This is a genomic window from Ruegeria sp. CJ2 (assembly GCF_056536745.1).
Window position 1 is genome coordinate 192723 of sequence record NZ_JBQFQF010000005.1, and the last position, 16874, is coordinate 209596.

Below are 16874 nucleotides of genomic sequence, written 5' to 3' on the forward strand. Positions count from 1 at the left end.
AACAAGAATGATCAATAAACTTGCGGCAACGGCCCTGACAGCGCTGGTGGTGGCCCTGCCCGCCCAGGCGCAGAATTTTGACGATCCCGCCGAGTTCGCCAAGCAAAAGGACATGCTGGGCGCGGCGGCGAACGGCCCGGCGGATGCACCTTGGCTGCAACATTTTGGCGACGTGATGGCCGACACCTCAGCGTTCAAAAAGGACGGACCTCACACGATCTGCTTTTCGAACGCAGGCGTAAACAACCCGTGGCGCGTGGTCGGCTGGAACACCATGCAAGCCGAGGTCGAACAGCATGACAATATCGCCGAGTTCGTGGTGACCGATGCAGAAGGCTCGGACGACAAGCAGATCGCCGATATCGAGGATCTGCTGGCCGGTGGCACCTGTGACGCGCTGATCGTTTCGCCCAACACGACCGCAGCCCTGACCCCCGCTGTGGAAAAAGCCTGTGAACAACTGCCCGTCATCGTGTTTGACCGGGGCGTGAACACCGATTGCCCGGTGACCTTCATCAAGCCCGTGGGCGGTTACGGTTTCGGCATTCAGTCGGGTGAGTTCATCGCCGCCAACGCGCCCGCTGGGTCGGACGTGCTGATGCTGCGTATCCTGCCCGGTGTGGACGTTCTGGAAACCCGCTATTCCGCCGCAAAACGCATTTTGGAGGAGGCCGGTCTGAACATCGTCGGCGCTGAATTCACCGATGGCGACCGTGCCAAGACCAAGGCAATTGTCGAGGATTACATCCAACGCGGCACCCAGTTGGGCGCGGTTTGGATGGATGCGGGCGCAACCTCGGTCGCGGCGATTGAGGCGTTCGAGGATATGGGCCTCGACGTGCCGATTGTCACCGGCGAAGACCAGCAGGACTTTCTGCAGAAATGGCAGCAGACCGGCCTGAACACCATCGCGCCGACCTATCCGACCTATCAGTGGCGCACACCGATTCTGGCCGCGCTGAAGGTTCTGGATGGTGAGGCGATCCCCGGACCGGAATGGAACCTGCCGCAACCTGCGATCACCAATGACAATCTGGCCGATTTCGTGAACCCCTCGATGCCGCCGCTGCATTACGCGGCCTGTGGCTGTGAAGGCATGCCAGGCTACCCCGAGCGCTGGGGCGGCAAGTAATTGACTGAACCCGTCAGGCCCCGGTCGGGGCCTGACAACCATGATTTTCCAAGGGAGGCTGATATGCCGGGTGCGATCAAGGGACCGGGGTTGTTTTTGGCGCAGTTCGCAGATGATGCGGCTCCGTTCAATTCGTTGGGGTCGATTGCGGAATGGGCAGCGGGTCTTGGGTACAAGGCGGTGCAGATCCCGACATTTGACGGGCGGCTTTTCGATCTGGACAAGGCCGCCGACAGCCAGACCTATTGCGACGAGGTGCTTGGCACCTGCCGCGATGCAGGCGTTGAGATCAGCGAACTGTCCACCCACCTGCAGGGCCAGCTTGTCGCCGTTCACCCCGCTTATGACCAATCCTTTGACGCTTTTGCACCGGACGCCCTGCGCGGCAATCCGCAGGCACGGCAGGAATGGGCCGTGGATCAGGTCAAAAAGGGGGCCATTGCCTCGCGACGTCTGGGGCTGGATACGACCGTCAGTTTCACCGGCTCGCTAGCATTTCCCTACCTTTACCCGTGGCCGCAGCGCCCTCAGGGTCTGATCGAAGAGGCATTTGCAGAACTCGGGCGTCGCTGGACGCCGATCTTTGATGCCTACGCCGATCAGGGCGTGGATATCGGGTTTGAAATCCACCCCGGCGAGGATGTTTTCGACGGGGCCACGTTCGAGATGTTTCTGGATTCGGTAAACGGGCATGAGGTCTGCCAGATCAATTACGACCCCTCGCATTTCCTGCTGCAACAGATGGATTATCTTGAGTTCATCGACCTCTATCACGACCGCATCTGCGCTTTTCACGTCAAGGATGCCGAGTTCAACCCAACCGGGCGGCAAGGCGTCTATTCCGGCTATCAGGGCTGGACCAATCGGGCCGGACGATTCCGGTCTCTTGGAGACGGGCAGGTGGATTTCGGCGCGATCTTTTCGAAACTGACGCAGTATGGCTATGACAGCTGGGCAGTGCTGGAATGGGAATGCTGCCTGAAATCACCCCAACAGGGGGCTGCCGAAGGCGCGCCCTTCATTGCGCGTCATATCATCGAAACGACGGACAAGGCATTCGACGACTTCGCCGGAGGTGACGTCGACCGCGCAATGATCCAATCCATGCTAGGGCTAAACAGATGAGACAGTTGAAACTGGGTATGGTCGGCGGCGGGCAGGGCGCGTTCATCGGGGCGGTTCACCGCATTGCCGCGCGTCTGGATGGGCGATGGCAGGTGGTCGCAGGCGCGCTGTCGTCAGACCCGCAGCGGGCGGCGGCTTCGGCGCAGGAGCTGGGGATTGAACGATCCTACGCCGATTTCAAACAGATGGCACAGGCCGAGGCAGGCCGAGATGATGGTATCGACGCCGTAGCAATCGTAACACCGAACCACATGCACGCGGACCCGGCCATCGCTTTCTTGGAAGCCGGAATTCATGTGATTTGCGATAAACCCCTGTCTGCAACGGTTCAGGATGCGGCCCGGGTCAAAGCCGCTGTAGAAGCGTCTTCGGTTCGGTTCATCCTAACCCACAACTACACGGGTTATCCGATGATCCGGCAGGCACGGGATATGGTGACGGCCGGAGATTTGGGTCGACTGAGGCTGGTTCAGGTGGAATACGCGCAGGATTGGCTGACCGAACCTGCCGATGCGGACAACAAACAAGCCGACTGGCGCACCGATCCCGCGCGCTCAGGCGCCGGGGCAATTGGAGACATCGGGACCCATGCGTTTAACCTCGCGCATTTTGTAACGGGGGAAGTGCCGTCACATTTGGCGGCCGATCTGTCGAGCATGGTGCCGGGGCGGATGGTCGACGACAACGCCAACATTCTGCTGCGCTATTCCAGTGGCGCGCGCGGGATGCTTTGGGCCAGTCAGGTTGCCGTGGGCAACGAAAATGGCCTGCGTTTGCGCGTCTACGGTGACAAGGGTGGGTTGGAGTGGTCTCAGGAACACCCCAATCAGTTGCAGTTTACCCGATTTGGTCAGCCTAGCCAGATTTTGATGCGTGGGTCTGCTGTCACGTCCAAAACCGCGCTTGCCGCGACGCGCGTGCCGCCCGGCCACCCCGAAGGCTATCTGGAAGCGTTCGCAACGCTCTATAACGATGCCGCCGCATTGATTTGCGGTGAACCCGGTGCGGAAGATCTGCTGCCCGGCATCAAAGACGGGATGCTCGGCATGGCATTTATCGGTGCTGCGTTGGCGTCGGACGCGCAGGATGGGCGGTGGCAACCGATAGGTGTCTCTGATGATGAGTGAGACAACAGTTGGTCACTTGGCTGTTCGCGCAACAAATCATTGAACAGCGGGTGCAAGCTGTTGCACGCCTTAGCCCTAAAAAAGTGACAAACCGAGAAAACCCGAGCCGATGCTTGGAATTCCGCCCTCAGGTCACATGTCGTCGGTTTGAAAGACAGTTACCCCGCCGACAATCGTTTGCAGAACCTGGATGTCCCGTATATTGCCGGATTCAAGTGGGTTTTCGCTGAGAATGATGAGGTCCGCGAATTTTCCCGGTTCGATTGACCCAATTCGGTCTTCCATCCGAACCTGCCACGCCGCGTCGATTGTGGTGGCGCGAAGGGCGTCGATGGCCGATACCCGTTCCTCTTCGCCCAAAACATCACCCGAGGATGTGGTGCGCTGTGTCGCGTTCCAGATCATCATCATCGGCTCCATCGGAACGACCGGAGAATCCAGGTGAATGGTAAAAGTCAGACCCGCATCTGCCGCCGAGCGCATCGGACTGATTGCCGAGGCCCGTTCTTCACCAAGGAAAATGGATTTGTGCCGGTCGCCCCAAAAATATGTATGGGCGGTAAAGAAACTCGGTGTCATTCCAAGCTCGTTCATCCGGGCGAGTTGATCGCCGCGCGCCATCTGCGAGTGCACAACGATAGGCCGTGCGTCTTCGACGAAATGTTCCTTTTGGGCGTTCGCGAATGCGTCGATTGCGACGTCGATCGCGGCATCCCCGTTTGCATGAATAGCGATCTGATGGCCGGATTTATGGTAGTTCAGAACGGTCTCGAAAAACCCGTGGCGGGGTCCGCGCAAATGCCCGCGATAGCCAGCTTCCTGCCTTTCGGGAAGTTGGAAATAGGCATCTTTCAGGTACCCGGTATATCCTTGAATTGACCCGTCGAAGGACAGTTTGAACGCGCCAACCGAAAACTTGTCTGAGTCGTATCGGCTTGTATCCAGTTCGCCTGCCAGAATTTTTGCAGCAAGGGCTTCGTCTGGCCAGACGATTAACCGCATTGGAGCCAGTCCAAGACGAGAGAACAGCGACAAGCCGTCCAGAACGCCCTGGTTCGCCAACCCGTTTTGCGCTGTCGTCACACCCCTTGAGAGGTAGTGTTTGGTCGCGTTGTCGCCAATCTTGTACTGCTGTGGCAAAGAAAATGCGTATAAAACTTCGGATGCCTGTGAATGCGCAGCTTCCAGCAATAATCCGGTAGGGACACCGTTTTCGTCTTTGACGATCGTTCCGCCAACCGGGTCAGGTGTCGTTTCGTCGATCCCCAGCAATGACAAGGCAACCGAGTTCCCGACGCCCATATGAGACGAGCTGTGGACTGCGTAGACGGGGTGCTCGGAACTGACCAGATCAAGGTCGGCGCGGGTAAAGTGACGTTTGTCGGCAATTGCCGTGTCGTCATAGCCGAAACCGATGACCCAGCGGCCTTCGGGAACGTCTTGTACCTTTGCCTTCAAAAGGTCGATGGATTGCTCGATGGATTTCACATCGCCAACCGGCGGGCTGCTTAGATCGACGGCCACGACCTTGATCCCGGTGCCGGGAAAGTGGCCGTGCGCATCAATAATTCCCGGCATCAGCGTTCTGCCCTGCAGGTCGATCACGCCCGTTCCATTCTGAGCGGCCGCCAGAATGTCGTCGGTGGGTCCGACCTTTACGATCCGGTCCCCTTCGACCAGCACCGCCTCATGGGTCGTGTTATCCTGGTCCATCGTCAGGACAAGCCCATTGATGAAGGCCTGAGAGGACGGAGGTGCGGGCAACATGACCCGGAAAAACACGAAAACTCCAATCGCGATCAGCAAAGCCAGAGCTGCCAGAACTTTAACGAACTTCTTCACGATATCCCCCCGTTTCGTTCGCACTCCGCTGACCTCACCCATTGGTGAAAGGTTGTAAACATCTGATAAGTCGCAGAAATACGGCTTGTGATCTTGTTTTGGGTGCGTCAGATATGTCAGTGCCGGGCGGATGCTATGTCCCGAAAAGTGGAATGACAACGGACTGAACAGAGTTCCGTTGGGTCAGATTGATACCGCTATGTTGCAGGATTTTTTGTGCCGGGCTAACTTTCACAAACGATGTCTCGAGGAACTGGCCTGACATGAAACGCAGCGAACTTGCTGGAAAACATTGTTCAATCGCGCGCGCAAGTGCGCAGATTGTCGATAGCTGGACCTTCATACTCTTGCGTGAATTGTTTCTTGGAAATTGTCGATTTGCGGGCATGCAAAAACAGACTGGCATGTCGCCGCGGTCGCTGACCTTGCGCCTGCGCAAGCTCGAAGACGAAGGGATCGTGGCACGCCCGTCGGCGGATGGTGGCAAGGAATATTCCCTGACCGAAAAGGGTGAGGCGCTGTGGCCTGCGCTGATCATGTTGAAGCAATGGGGTGACGACTGGTGTCATCCTGACCCGAATGAAGCCTTACCGCTGATCAACATGCATAAAGGGTCGGATCACGAGATGCGCGCCAAGCTGGTTTGCGAAACCTGTGGTGAGCCGGTTTCGACCCATACGACCAAGTCCATACTGTCTGAACAGTTCCGATCCGAGCGGAAAGTTGCAGATGTGACGTAGCGATCTTGTCTCTGTATTTGCGTTGACACCTTTCAGGCCGAAGAACTATAAAAAATATAGCAAAAGGCTGGAGGACCCCCCATGCAGAGCAAGCGCGTTCTATGTGCGTCATGTGACATTTACTGCCACGTCGATGTCGAGGTCGATGACGGGAAGGTCAAGCGCGTCAAGGCGCTGGACACCCGCAAGTGGCGGTCCAACATCTGCATGAAGGGCGTCCACGCCCCCGAAGGCTTTGCCCATTCCAAACGCATCCTACACCCGCTGAAACGGGTCGGAGAGCGTGGGTCCGGCCAGTGGGAGCAGGTCTCGTGGGAAGACGCGATGGCCGATATCGCCAGCCGTCTGAAAACCGTGATCGACACTCACGGCCCCGAGGCGTTTGCCGTCTCGACCAGCAGTTGGAACACCCAGTCCGACAATGGCATGTCGCGGCGGTTCATGAACCTTGTGGGCTCGCCCAACTGGATTTCGGGCGTGGCGCTGTGTGCGGGCAACACGGCCGCCGTGAACCGGATGGTCTATGGCTGGTATCCTTATGCCGATCTGACCAAGACCGAATGTATCGTGCTGTTCGGCCACAGCCCCGGCCCGCATTCCTGGACACCGATCTACAACCAGATCATGCGCGCGCGCGAACGGGGCGCCAAGCTGATTGTCTGCGACCCGCGCCAGACCCCCAATACGGATATGGCCGATATCTGGCTGCCGCTGAAAGCGGGCACCGATGCGGCGATGATGTTCGGCTGGCTCAAGGTCATTCTGGACGAAGGTCTCTATGACAAGGAGTTCGTGGAAAACTGGACCATCGGCTTTGATGAGTTGCGCGAACGGGTCGATGAATTCCCGCTGGAGCGGGTCGAACAGATCACTGGTGTTGATCGTGAGTTGATTGCCAAGGCCGCGCGGATGTATGCGACCAACGGCCCCGCGGTCATTCCGTGGTCGCCCATCACCGACCAGCAGCGCAACTCGACCTCGGCCATTCGTTTGCAGGGGATGCTGCGGGCGCTGTGCGGGCATCTGGACGTGCCGGGTGGTGACGTGCTGCACGGATTCCACCCCAAGATTATCCACGACTCGGTGCTGGAAATGCACGAGGCGCTGCCGCAGGCGCAGAAGGACAAGCAGTTGGGCGCGGATCAGCACCCGGTCTTCACCTATCGCGGCATGGCCCCCTATAACGACCCGGCGAAACAGGTCTGGGGAAGCGAATACGCCAATCTTCTGACCGGTTGCTACATGGCCAACCCCTCGGCCCTGTTCCGGGCCATGGCGCATGGTGATCCGTACCCGGTCAAGGCGTTCTTCGTTCTGGGGAACAACCCGCTGATGTCCTATGCCAACATGCAGATGATCCATAAGGCGATGATGAATCAGGATCTGATCGTCTCGATGGAGCATGTGATGACCCCCTCGGCGGAACTGGCTGACTATATCCTGCCTGGCGATGCCTGGACCGAGCGCGAAGCTCTGTCGGATGGTCTGGGTTGGAGCAGCATCTTCCGTACCTCGCAAAAGGCGGTCGAACCGCGCGGCGAAGCGCGCAACGTCTATGAGTTCTGGCGTGATCTGGCGATGCGCTTCGATCTGAGCGAACATTTCCCGTGGGAGACGCTGAAAGACCTACTGGATTACCGCGTCGCCCCCATGGGGATGAGTTTTGACGAGATGTCCGAGACCAAGCCGGTGCATCTGGAGAAACTGCAATTCCGCACCTATGAGCAGACCGGCTTTGCCACCCCCTCGGGCAAGGTTGAACTCTATTCGCAGACGCTCAAGGATTTCGGGTTCGATCCGCTTCCATACTGGCGCGAAGAACCGGAAGAAGGAAAAGACTATCCTTTGCGCCTGTTCACCGGCGTCCGCGAAAGCCCGTTTTTCCAGACCGGCCAACGCCACATCGAAGGGCTGCGCAAATTCTCGCCCGAGCCGCTGATCTTTATGCATCCCGACGATGCCAAGGATCATGGCGTGGATGAAGGTGATATGGTCGAGGCCGCGACCACGCATGGCGCGGTGACGATGAAGGTGACGCTGAAACAAAAGGTGCCGCAGGGTCTGGTCCGTGTTCCGCATGGTTGGTGGCTGCCCGAAGAGGTCGGCAATTCCGGTGGGCTGAACAGCGCCTGGACCTTGGCTGATGCGCAGCTCTGTTCTGACGCGCCCGAGTTTCTGGACCGCGAACAGGGTATTCCACATTTCCGGGGTTTGCCCTGCCGCATCACCAAAGTGGCGTAACACAGGCTGAAAGGCCTTAAAGCAAAGGATCAGACAATGTCCGCACTCACCGGCCAATGCACCTGTGGTGACATCAGTTTCGAAGCTGAACCTCTGGTCATGCGCGCCTTGTGTCACTGTTCGATCTGCAAGGCGTATCATGATCGGGATTTCGCGGATTTTGTCGTGTTCCGCAACAAGGGGTTTCGCGAGACGTCTCGGGGCAAAGTGACCTATAAAGTGCACAAACAGCCACCGCTGCTGAAACGGGGCCTGTGTGATCGGTGCGCGTCCCCGATCCTTGAGAAGCTGTTCATACCGGGCCTGCCCGGTATGATGCTGATCCCGTCGCGTTGGATTGATCAGCAGGACGCTCTGCCGGATCCCTCGCTGCATATGTTCTATGACCTGCGGGTTCAGGATGCGAAAGACGATCTGCCTAAGGCGAACGGTTACCTGAAAAGCCAGATATTGTTTTCGCGCTGGTTGCTGCCCGCGCTGATGCGCAGGTCCGGGACCCATGTTGGGGGCTGACCCGCTAAATGTACTGACTCAATCCACCCGTAGTGAAGGTCGCATCGCACAGATCAGCGTCATGCCGCGCATCTGGCTGGCCACTTGGCCCGGACCCTTGGAAAGAAAAATGGTAGGAGGAACCAGATATGTCGCCCAAAGTTGATTTCTATTATGACCTGGCCAGTTACAACACCTATCTGGTCGATCCCGTTATTCGCGACATCGAACAACGCACGGGTGTGACCTTCAACTATATCCCCTGTCTTTTGGGTGGGATATTCAAGGCAACCGGAAATCAGCCACCATTCATGACCTTTGCCAATGTCAAAGGCAAAATGGATTACGAGAAGCTCGAGCTGGAGCGGTTCGTTCGCAAACATGGCCTGACCCGGTTCCAGTTCAATCCGAATTTCCCGGTGAATTCCCTGCTGCTGATGCGCGGTGCGGCGGCGGCCCAGATTGACGGCACGCAGGATGCGTATCTGCAAGCTGGAAAGGTGGTGATGTGGGAAAAGGGTCTGAAGATGGACGACCCCGATGTGTATGTCGAGGCGATGACTGCTGCCGGGCTGGACGGTACCCGTCTGTTGGCGCGCGCCAATGAGCCGGATGCCAAGCAACGCCTGCTCGACAATACCTCTGCCGCCGTAGAACGCGGTGCGTTTGGTGTGCCCACATTCTTTGTGGGGGACGAGATGTTCTTTGGGAAGGAACGTCTTGGCCAGGTAGAAGAGGCGATCCTTGAAAGCGCCGAACACGCATAACGATCCAATCAAAACGTCAAGATCAGGACAGATTATGAAAACCAAAATCACTGAGATGTTCGGCATCCAGCACCCTATCATTCAGGGCGGTATGCACTATGTGGGCTTCGCGGAAATGGCCGCGGCGGTCTCGAACGCAGGCGGCTTGGGCACGATCACCGCCCTGACGCAGAAAACGCCCGAGGATCTGGCCAATGAGATCGCGCGTTGCAAGGACATGACGGACAAACCCATCGCGGTGAATGTCACGTTCCTGCCCACCGTCAATGCGCCGGACTATCCAGCGATCATCAAGGCGATCATCGACCGCGGCGTCAAGATCGTGGAAACCGCCGGGCGCAACCCGGTGCAGGTGATGCCCTATCTCAAGGATGCGGGGATCAAGGTGATTCATAAATGCACCTCGGTCCGCCATTCGCTGAAAGCGCAGGAAATCGGCTGCGATGCGGTTTCGGTCGACGGGTTCGAATGCGGCGGTCACCCGGGTGAGGATGACGTGCCGAACATGATCTTGCTGCCCCGCGCGGCGGATGAGCTTGAAATCCCCTTTGTCGCCTCGGGCGGTCAAGCCGACGGGCGCAGCCTTGTGGCATCTCTGGCAATGGGCGCGGATGGCATCAATCTGGGCACGCGTTTCATTGCAACGCAAGAGGCCCCGGTGCATCAGAACGTCAAGGACGCCATCGTCGCCGCGACCGAGCTGGACACCCGTCTGGTCATGCGCCCCCTGCGCAACACCGAACGCGTTCTGACCAATACCGCCGTCGAGCGCGTGCTGGAAAAAGAGCGTGAATTGGGCGCCGAAATCCAGTTCGAACACATCATGGATGAGGTTGCCGGGGTCTATCCGCGCGTTATGCAGGATGGTGAAATGGACGCGGGCGCGTGGTCCTGCGGCATGGTCGCAGGTCTGATCAACGATATTCCTACCTGCCAGGAGTTGATTGACGGTATCATGGCGGATGCGGACCGGATCATCTCGGATCGTTTGGCCAGGTTCAACCAAGCCTGAGCCGACACCAGACCGGCGCCCACGCGCCGGTCTACCCCCCTCTCAAGGAAATCACTATGACCTCCACTGACTCTCCCCGGATCATTTCCGAACGTCTGGGCGCGGCCCTGCGTCTGACGCTCAGTTCGCCCCGGACCAAGAACGCCATCACCAAGGACATGTTCGCGGCGTTGAACACCGCGCTCGACGAAGCTGCGGCCGATCCCGACATTCGTGTTGTCTGGCTGCGCGGGGCCGAAGGCGCATTTACCTCGGGCAATGTGATGGCTGAATTCGGAGAAACCGTTGCCGGAGAGAACCCGGTTGGCACGCATTTCCTTGGCAAGATGGAAGCATTTCCCAAGCCCATCGTGGCGCAGGTTGAAGGCCCGGCCATTGCCATCGGCACCACTGTGCTGCTGCATTGTGATCTGATCTATGCCGCGAAGGACGCAAAGTTCATGATGCCCTTCGTCAGCCTGGGCCTGCTTCCCGAGGCGGGTTCGACCTATCTGCTGCCGCGTATCATGGGCCATGCGAAAGCGGCTGAGTTACTTTATCTGGGTGGCACGTTCAGCGCGGACGAGGCCCTGTCGGTTGGCCTGATCAATCAGGTGCTGGACAGCGAGGAATTGGAACCCGCAGTTGAGAAGGTCGTTATCGCTCTGTCCCGTCAGGCCCCGCAAGCTTTGGCCCAGACCAAGGCGTTTTTGCGTCGGCCATTGAACGGCACCGTGGCTGACCGGATGGCCGAAGAGATGGATGATTTCCGCACCCGCTTTAAGGGTGACGAATTCGCCGAGGCCACCGCAGCAATGAAAGAAAAACGTAAACCGGTCTTCAAATAGACTGCCAGAGAATAGGAAGCACCCCAATGAAACAAGCTGTTTTGGTATCAACCGCGCGAACCGGGTTAGCCAAGTCCTTCCGCGGTGGATTTAACAACACCCACGGCGCAAGCCTGATGGGACATTCCGTGAAACATGCGGTTGAACGGTCCAAGGTTGACCCGTCTTTGATCGAAGATGCGTTCATCGGCTGTGGTTTCCCAGAAGGGGCTACCGGTGCCAACATCGCGCGTCAGTCCGTATTGCGCGCGGGTTTGCCCGTAACCGTCGGAGCGACAACGATCAACCGCTTTTGTTCCTCGGGGTTGCAGGCGATTGCGATGGCGTCACATGCAGTGGTGCAGGACGGCGTGCCCGCTGCAATTGCGGGCGGGGTCGAGTCGATTTCGCTGCGCAATCAGAAGCCCGGTCCGCATGACCGTGACCCGTGGTTGCAGGAGCATAAGCCTGACGTCTATCTGACCATGATCGAAACGGCTGACATCGTCGCCGCACGTTATGGTGTCACCCGCGAGGCGCAGGATGAACTGGCACTTGAAAGCCAGAAGCGCACCGCTGCGGCGCAACAGGCCGGTAAGTTCGACGATGAGATTGTGCCGATGGAAACGGTGCAATTGGTCAAAGACAAAGAGACCGGCGAAACTTCCGAAGCGGCCGTGACAATCTCGCGCGATGATTGCAACCGTCCGAACACGACGCTGGAAGGTTTGGCCGGGCTCGAGCCGGTCCGGGGCGCAGATCAGTATGTGACGGCAGGTAATGCTTCGCAATTGTCCGATGGGTCTTCGGCTTGTGTGGTCGTGGACTCGGAAGTCGCCGAGCGTGAGGGGCTGGAGCCTCTGGGGGCATTCAAAGGTTTCGCTATCGCTGGGTGTGAGCCGGATGAGATGGGCATTGGCCCGGTTTTTGCCGTGCCGCGCTTGCTCAAGCGTCATGGTCTGAAAGTCGAGGACATCGACCTGTGGGAACTGAACGAAGCCTTTGCGTCTCAGGCGTTGTACTGTCGTGAAACCTTGGGGATCGACCCTGCGATTTGCAACGTGAATGGCGGCTCGATCTCGATTGGCCATCCGTTCGGCATGACCGGCGCACGGATGACGGGCCACCTGCTGATTGAAGGCATGCGTCGTGGGGCGAAATATGCTGTCGCGACCATGTGTATCGGCGGCGGCATGGGCGCTGCTGGGCTGTTCGAGATTTTCTAATCCGACGAAAGCGAAAAGGGGCATCGGCACTGGTGGCCGGTGTCTTACATTCCGCATAGCGGAACAACAAACCGCATATTGACTATCTTGAGTCTTGGAGTTAGAACGACGGCGCTGCATCTGAGGAGAGTGTATTGCGCCGATTCCACCCGCTCAACGAAGGCAAGGCCGCATCGTCCCCGGCGATCATCGACCACGATGGTATGCCTTTCAGCCAGAAGGAATTGGTTGGCGCGGTTCGGACATTCGAACGCTTGGTGGCCGTTCAGACGCTCCCCAACGCGGCGACCGGAGGAATCCTGAAACACAAGCTGGTCGAGACCATCACGGACACACCGGCGCAACTGGTCAAAGAGGTTGAGAATGCTTGACGCATATATTTACGATGGGCTGCGCAGCCCGTTTGGTCGCCATGGCGGGGCGCTGGCTTCGGTTCGGCCTGACGATCTGGCCTCGCAGGTACTGGACGCGCTGGTGAAGCGCAGCGCGTTCGACGCGTCCGAGATAGAGGATGTCATCCTCGGGAATGTCTGTCAGTCGGGCGAAGATAGCCGTAACGTGGCACGCTACACTGCATTGCTGGCCGGTCTGCCGGTTGAGGTTGGCGGGCTGACCGTGAACCGCCTGTGCGGATCTGGCATGTCGGCCACGTTGGATGCCGCGCGTTCTGTCACGATCGGCGAGGCGCCTTTGTATGTCGCAGGCGGTGTCGAAAGCATGACCCGCGCGCCTTTTACCATGGCCAAGTCCGAAACCGCCTATGCCCGGCAAGCGCAGATTTTTGACAGCGCCATCGGCGCGCGCTTTCCCAACCCGCGCATCGCCGAGATGCATGGCGAATATCCGATGCCACAAACCGCCGATAATCTGGCTCAGGACTATCAGATCACACGAGAGGCGTCGGATCAGTTCGGCTACGACTCTCAGACCCGATACGAGGCGGCCCGTGCGCGGGGGTTCTTTGACGCCGAGATCACCCCGATCACCATCAAGGGCCGAAAAGGTGCGACCCACGAAGTCGCGCAGGACGAACAGCCCCGCCCGGACACACAGCTTGAGAAGATGTCGACTTTGCGGACGATCTTCCCCGAAGGCGTAACAACTGCGGCCAATGCTTCGGGTGTCAATGACGGTGCGGCGATGCTGATGATCGGAGCCAGAACCGACCGTGCCGCGCCGCGCGCGCGTATCGTTGCCGGAGCTATCGCAGGCGTGCCGCCCCGGATCATGGGGATCGGCCCGGCTTTTGCAGTTCCAAAGGCACTGGAACGCGCAGGTTTGGCCATGGATGACATGGACCTCATCGAGATCAACGAAGCTTTCGCTGCACAGGTTCTGGCCTGCTGCAAACACTTGGAGATTGATCCCGCCGACAGCCGCCTGAACCCCAACGGTGGTGCGATTGCGGTGGGTCACCCTCTGGGCGCGTCCGGTGCGCGGATCGTTCTGACCGCGATGCGGCATCTTGAGGAAACGGGCGGGCGTTACGCCTGTCTGTCCATGTGTATCGGCGTTGGGCAGGGGATCGCCCTGATCCTGGAACGCGTGTAAGCCCACATGTCTGACGCGGAAAGAGATCGCCGATTTGCCTCGACCCTGGCTAAGGGGTTGCAGGTGATGCAGGCGTTCAAGCCCGGTGATGCCCCGCTGGGCAACCGTGAACTGGCGCGGCGTACCGGGATGCCGCCATCTACCGTGGCGCGTATGACCTTCACCCTCGCGTCTATGGGATTTCTGGAGCAGTTGCACCCGTCCGAGGCCTATCGGCTTGGGCCATCCGTTATGGCGCTTGGGTATACGGCGCGTGCCGGGCTGTCCTTTCTGCCGATGGCCGAGAATGGGATGCAACAACTGGCCGACGACACCGGCGTTCTGGTTGCACTGACCATGCGCCACGGTGATGCAGCGATGCTGACCCGCTGCTGGAGACCGCGCAACGCCTCGTCATTGTGGCTGAGCGAGGGGCACCGGCTGCCGATGGAGCAAAGCGCCGCCGGTCGTGCCATTCTTGCCGCCGACCCAACCTTGGTTGCTGAAACCGAACAGGCACGGGCCGACCGCGAACAGCTGGAAAGCTGCGGTTACGTGATCTCCTACGGAGGGTGGAACAGCGGCGTCAATGCATGCGCCGTTCCGTTCCAAAATGGTCCGGGCACACAGCCTTTTGCCTTTTTGTGCGGCGCCAATGCGTCTGATCTGAATACCGAAAAACTGGAACAAACTGTGGCGCCCAAGCTGCGCGACACGGTGCAAACGCTCAGGCTCAGCCTTGGGCATATGGGATAGAAAACAGGAGATTTTCATGACTGCGGTCGAAATTCGCAAAGAGGGCGAGGTCGCCCTTGTCAAGATCGACAACCCTCCGGTCAATGCTGCCGGGTATGACGTGCGCGTCGGACTGGTGAATGCGGTGCAGGATCTGTCATCAGACGATGCGATCAAGGTCATAGCACTTTACGCCGCCGGTCGGACCTTTGTGGCGGGGGCTGATATCCGCGAGTTCGGCCAACCTCCGAAATTGCCGGTTCTGCCCGAAGTGTGTGAAATCCTTGAGGCCAGCGCCAAGCCCATCGTCTGTGTTTTGCACGGGACCACTTTGGGCGGGGGTCTGGAAATCGCACTGAGCTGCCAGGCGCGCGTTGGTATCAAGGGTCTGAAACTGGGCCTTCCCGAAGTCAATCTGGGCTTGCTGCCCGGTGCAGGCGGGACGCAGCGGCTGCCCCGTCTGGTGGATGGGCAGACGGCCCTCACCATGATCACGTCGGGTAAGCCGATCTCGGCTGAAGCAGCGTTGGAAGCTGGCCTGCTGGACGATTTGCAGGATGGTGATCCTCAGGCGGTGGCCTTGGCTGCCGGTCAGCAGGTTCTGGACGGCACGCTGAAAACCCGTGTTACGGCTGAGCAAGACAATCGCATTACCGCAGATGAGTTGAGCGCCTTCCGCGCCAAGGCAAAAGGCGAAGTTGTAACACGCGCATTGAAAGCGGCAGAGGCAAGCAGCCTTCCACTGGCTGAAGGGTTGCAGGTAGAGCGTGACCTCTTTGTCGAAGCATTGGGCAGCAATGCACATAAGGGTCTGAAACACGCGTTCTTTGCGGAACGCGCAGTGGCGCATATCCCCGAAGCCAAGGCAGAGGCCCGCGACCTCAATTCGGGCGGTGTAATTGGCGGTGGCACCATGGGGTCGGGCATTGCCACGGCGATGTTGCTGGCCGGTATGCCGGTTACGCTGATCGAGATGGAAGAAGATCGCGTCGCTTTTGCCCGTGAGACAATCACCAAGAACCTCGACGGTGCCGTCAAACGCGGAAAACTGACCGAGGCGCAACGGGACGCAGTTCTGGGTACGTTGACCTGCACGACCGATATGGCAGCGCTGGCGGACGCGGACGTGGTCATCGAAGCGGTTTTCGAGTCGATGGACGTCAAGCATGAGGTTTTTGGGAAACTCGACCAGATATGCAAACAGGGGGCTGTTCTGGCGACGAACACGTCGTATCTGGACGTCGATGAGATCGCCGCGACGACCAGCCGGCCTCAGGACGTAATCGGGCTGCACTTTTTCTCGCCCGCCCATGTGATGCGTTTGCTTGAAGTTGTGGTCGGGAAAGAGACCGCGCCGGAAATTGTCGCCACCAGCTTCAAGCTGGCCAAGAAGCTGCGCAAAATCGCCGTGCGGTCCGAGGTTTGCGACGGCTTTATCGGCAATCGTATTCTGGCACATTACCGCAAGTCTTCCGCGTATATGCAGCTGGACGGTGCGCCGTTTGAGCAAATCGACAGCGCGCTTGAGGATTTCGGCTTTGCGATGGGTCCCTTCGCTGTATCGGATTTGGCAGGGCAGGATATCGGCTGGGCCACACGCAAGCGGCAGGCAGAGTTCCGACCGGCCGAAGAGCGCTATGTTGAGATCGCCGACCGGGTCTGTGAGCAGGGCTGGTTTGGACGCAAGAGTGGCAAGGGTTTCTATATCTATGACGGCAAGACCCGCAGCGTGAACCCGGCCGTAGCCGAGTATGCGCAGGCCGAACGCGAGGCCAAGGGTATCACGCCCCGCAGCTTTACGGATGCCGAGATCGTGGATTGCTACATGGCCGCGATGGTGTCTGAGGCCGCACGTGTGGTCGAGGAAAAGATTGCCCTGCGTCCCATCGACGTGGATGCAGTGTTCCTGTTCGGCTACGGCTTCCCGCGTCACTGGGGCGGACCCCTGCAATATGCAGATATCACCGGGCTGGACGTTCTTGTTCAGCGTATCGAGGAATACGCGAAGGAAGACCCGCATTACTGGCAGGTTCCAGCCCTGCTGCGCGAGCTGGCCGAAGCCGGCAAATCCTTTAACGATCTCAACAAGGAGGGCTGAG

Annotated in this window: 15 protein-coding genes; 14 read left to right on the top strand and 1 reads right to left on the bottom strand. The window is 58.8% G+C overall.

Going from position 1 to position 16874, the window contains the following annotated elements:
- Window positions 1–7 precede the first annotated feature (7 nt).
- From ACR0MS_RS09370 to ACR0MS_RS09380, 3 genes are all read left to right on the top strand, one after another.
- Complete coding sequence (locus ACR0MS_RS09370) at window positions 8–1132, top strand: substrate-binding domain-containing protein (protein WP_480576004.1); 1125 nt, start codon at window positions 8–10, stop codon at window positions 1130–1132.
- A gap of 63 nt (window positions 1133–1195) precedes the next feature.
- On the top strand, window positions 1196–2257 hold the full coding sequence (locus ACR0MS_RS09375; RefSeq protein ID WP_480576007.1) for a sugar phosphate isomerase/epimerase family protein: 1062 nt from the start codon (window positions 1196–1198) through the stop codon (window positions 2255–2257).
- Window positions 2254–3384, top strand: coding sequence for a Gfo/Idh/MocA family protein (locus ACR0MS_RS09380; RefSeq protein WP_480576010.1), 1131 nt, complete (start codon window positions 2254–2256; stop codon window positions 3382–3384). Before ACR0MS_RS09375 ends, ACR0MS_RS09380 begins: the two co-directional genes overlap by 4 nt.
- 132 nt (window positions 3385–3516) lie before the next feature.
- Here the strand turns inward: ACR0MS_RS09380 and ACR0MS_RS09385 are convergent, their stop codons facing one another.
- Window positions 3517–5226, bottom strand: a complete 1710-nt coding sequence (locus ACR0MS_RS09385) for an amidohydrolase (RefSeq protein WP_480576013.1) — start codon at window positions 5224–5226, stop codon at window positions 3517–3519.
- A 263-nt stretch (window positions 5227–5489) separates the two neighbouring features.
- Here ACR0MS_RS09385 and ACR0MS_RS09390 point away from each other — a divergent pair, with 263 nt between their 5' ends.
- The 11 genes from ACR0MS_RS09390 to ACR0MS_RS09440 all read left to right on the top strand — a co-directional run bounded on the left by ACR0MS_RS09390 (window position 5490) and on the right by ACR0MS_RS09440 (window position 16873).
- Complete coding sequence (locus ACR0MS_RS09390) at window positions 5490–5966, top strand: winged helix-turn-helix transcriptional regulator (protein WP_480576016.1); 477 nt, start codon at window positions 5490–5492, stop codon at window positions 5964–5966.
- A gap of 81 nt (window positions 5967–6047) precedes the next feature.
- Window positions 6048–8207 carry a molybdopterin-containing oxidoreductase family protein gene (locus ACR0MS_RS09395; RefSeq protein ID WP_480576019.1) on the top strand — a complete coding sequence of 720 codons (2160 nt, stop codon included), beginning with the start codon at window positions 6048–6050 and terminating at the stop codon, window positions 8205–8207.
- 36 nt (window positions 8208–8243) lie between these two features.
- Window positions 8244–8720 (top strand): GFA family protein, encoded by a 477-nt coding sequence (locus ACR0MS_RS09400; protein WP_480576022.1) that lies wholly within the window; start codon window positions 8244–8246, stop codon window positions 8718–8720.
- A gap of 128 nt (window positions 8721–8848) precedes the next feature.
- Window positions 8849–9466, top strand: coding sequence for a DsbA family protein (locus tag ACR0MS_RS09405; RefSeq protein ID WP_480576025.1), 618 nt, complete (start codon window positions 8849–8851; stop codon window positions 9464–9466).
- 34 nt (window positions 9467–9500) lie between these two features.
- Window positions 9501–10478: an NAD(P)H-dependent flavin oxidoreductase gene (locus tag ACR0MS_RS09410; RefSeq protein WP_480576028.1), complete on the top strand. Its 978-nt coding sequence runs from the start codon at window positions 9501–9503 to the stop codon at window positions 10476–10478.
- A 56-nt stretch (window positions 10479–10534) separates the two neighbouring features.
- Entirely contained in the window at window positions 10535–11305 is a 771-nt protein-coding gene (locus tag ACR0MS_RS09415) for an enoyl-CoA hydratase (RefSeq protein ID WP_480576033.1), read from the top strand.
- 26 nt (window positions 11306–11331) lie between these two features.
- On the top strand, window positions 11332–12510 hold the full coding sequence (locus ACR0MS_RS09420; protein WP_480576036.1) for an acetyl-CoA C-acyltransferase: 1179 nt from the start codon (window positions 11332–11334) through the stop codon (window positions 12508–12510).
- Window positions 12511–12644: 134 nt separating this feature from the next.
- A complete protein-coding gene (locus ACR0MS_RS09425) occupies window positions 12645–12881 on the top strand; it encodes a hypothetical protein (RefSeq protein ID WP_480576038.1) in 237 nt (78 codons plus the stop codon).
- Complete coding sequence (locus tag ACR0MS_RS09430; RefSeq protein WP_480576041.1) at window positions 12874–14061, top strand: acetyl-CoA C-acyltransferase; 1188 nt, start codon at window positions 12874–12876, stop codon at window positions 14059–14061. The genes ACR0MS_RS09425 and ACR0MS_RS09430 overlap by 8 nt, the downstream gene beginning before the upstream one ends.
- 6 nt (window positions 14062–14067) lie before the next feature.
- Window positions 14068–14796, top strand: a complete 729-nt coding sequence (locus ACR0MS_RS09435; RefSeq protein ID WP_480576044.1) for an IclR family transcriptional regulator — start codon at window positions 14068–14070, stop codon at window positions 14794–14796.
- Between the two features lie 16 nt (window positions 14797–14812).
- Complete coding sequence (locus ACR0MS_RS09440) at window positions 14813–16873, top strand: 3-hydroxyacyl-CoA dehydrogenase NAD-binding domain-containing protein (RefSeq protein WP_480576047.1); 2061 nt, start codon at window positions 14813–14815, stop codon at window positions 16871–16873.
- Window position 16874 lies beyond the last annotated feature (1 nt).

Excerpts from the sequence above, each read along its gene's own strand:
- ACR0MS_RS09370 (WP_480576004.1), top strand. The coding sequence starts at position 8 with ATGATCAATAAACTTGCGGCAACGGCCCTGACAGCGCTGGTGGTGGCC.
- ACR0MS_RS09375 (WP_480576007.1), top strand. The coding sequence starts at position 1,196 with ATGCCGGGTGCGATCAAGGGACCGGGGTTGTTTTTGGCGCAGTTCGCA.
- ACR0MS_RS09380 (WP_480576010.1), top strand. The coding sequence starts at position 2,254 with ATGAGACAGTTGAAACTGGGTATGGTCGGCGGCGGGCAGGGCGCGTTC.
- ACR0MS_RS09390 (WP_480576016.1), top strand. The coding sequence starts at position 5,490 with ATGAAACGCAGCGAACTTGCTGGAAAACATTGTTCAATCGCGCGCGCA.
- ACR0MS_RS09395 (WP_480576019.1), top strand. The coding sequence starts at position 6,048 with ATGCAGAGCAAGCGCGTTCTATGTGCGTCATGTGACATTTACTGCCAC.
- ACR0MS_RS09400 (WP_480576022.1), top strand. The coding sequence starts at position 8,244 with ATGTCCGCACTCACCGGCCAATGCACCTGTGGTGACATCAGTTTCGAA.
- ACR0MS_RS09405 (WP_480576025.1), top strand. The coding sequence starts at position 8,849 with ATGTCGCCCAAAGTTGATTTCTATTATGACCTGGCCAGTTACAACACC.
- ACR0MS_RS09410 (WP_480576028.1), top strand. The coding sequence starts at position 9,501 with ATGAAAACCAAAATCACTGAGATGTTCGGCATCCAGCACCCTATCATT.
- ACR0MS_RS09415 (WP_480576033.1), top strand. The coding sequence starts at position 10,535 with ATGACCTCCACTGACTCTCCCCGGATCATTTCCGAACGTCTGGGCGCG.
- ACR0MS_RS09420 (WP_480576036.1), top strand. The coding sequence starts at position 11,332 with ATGAAACAAGCTGTTTTGGTATCAACCGCGCGAACCGGGTTAGCCAAG.
- ACR0MS_RS09430 (WP_480576041.1), top strand. The coding sequence starts at position 12,874 with ATGCTTGACGCATATATTTACGATGGGCTGCGCAGCCCGTTTGGTCGC.
- ACR0MS_RS09435 (WP_480576044.1), top strand. The coding sequence starts at position 14,068 with ATGTCTGACGCGGAAAGAGATCGCCGATTTGCCTCGACCCTGGCTAAG.
- ACR0MS_RS09440 (WP_480576047.1), top strand. The coding sequence starts at position 14,813 with ATGACTGCGGTCGAAATTCGCAAAGAGGGCGAGGTCGCCCTTGTCAAG.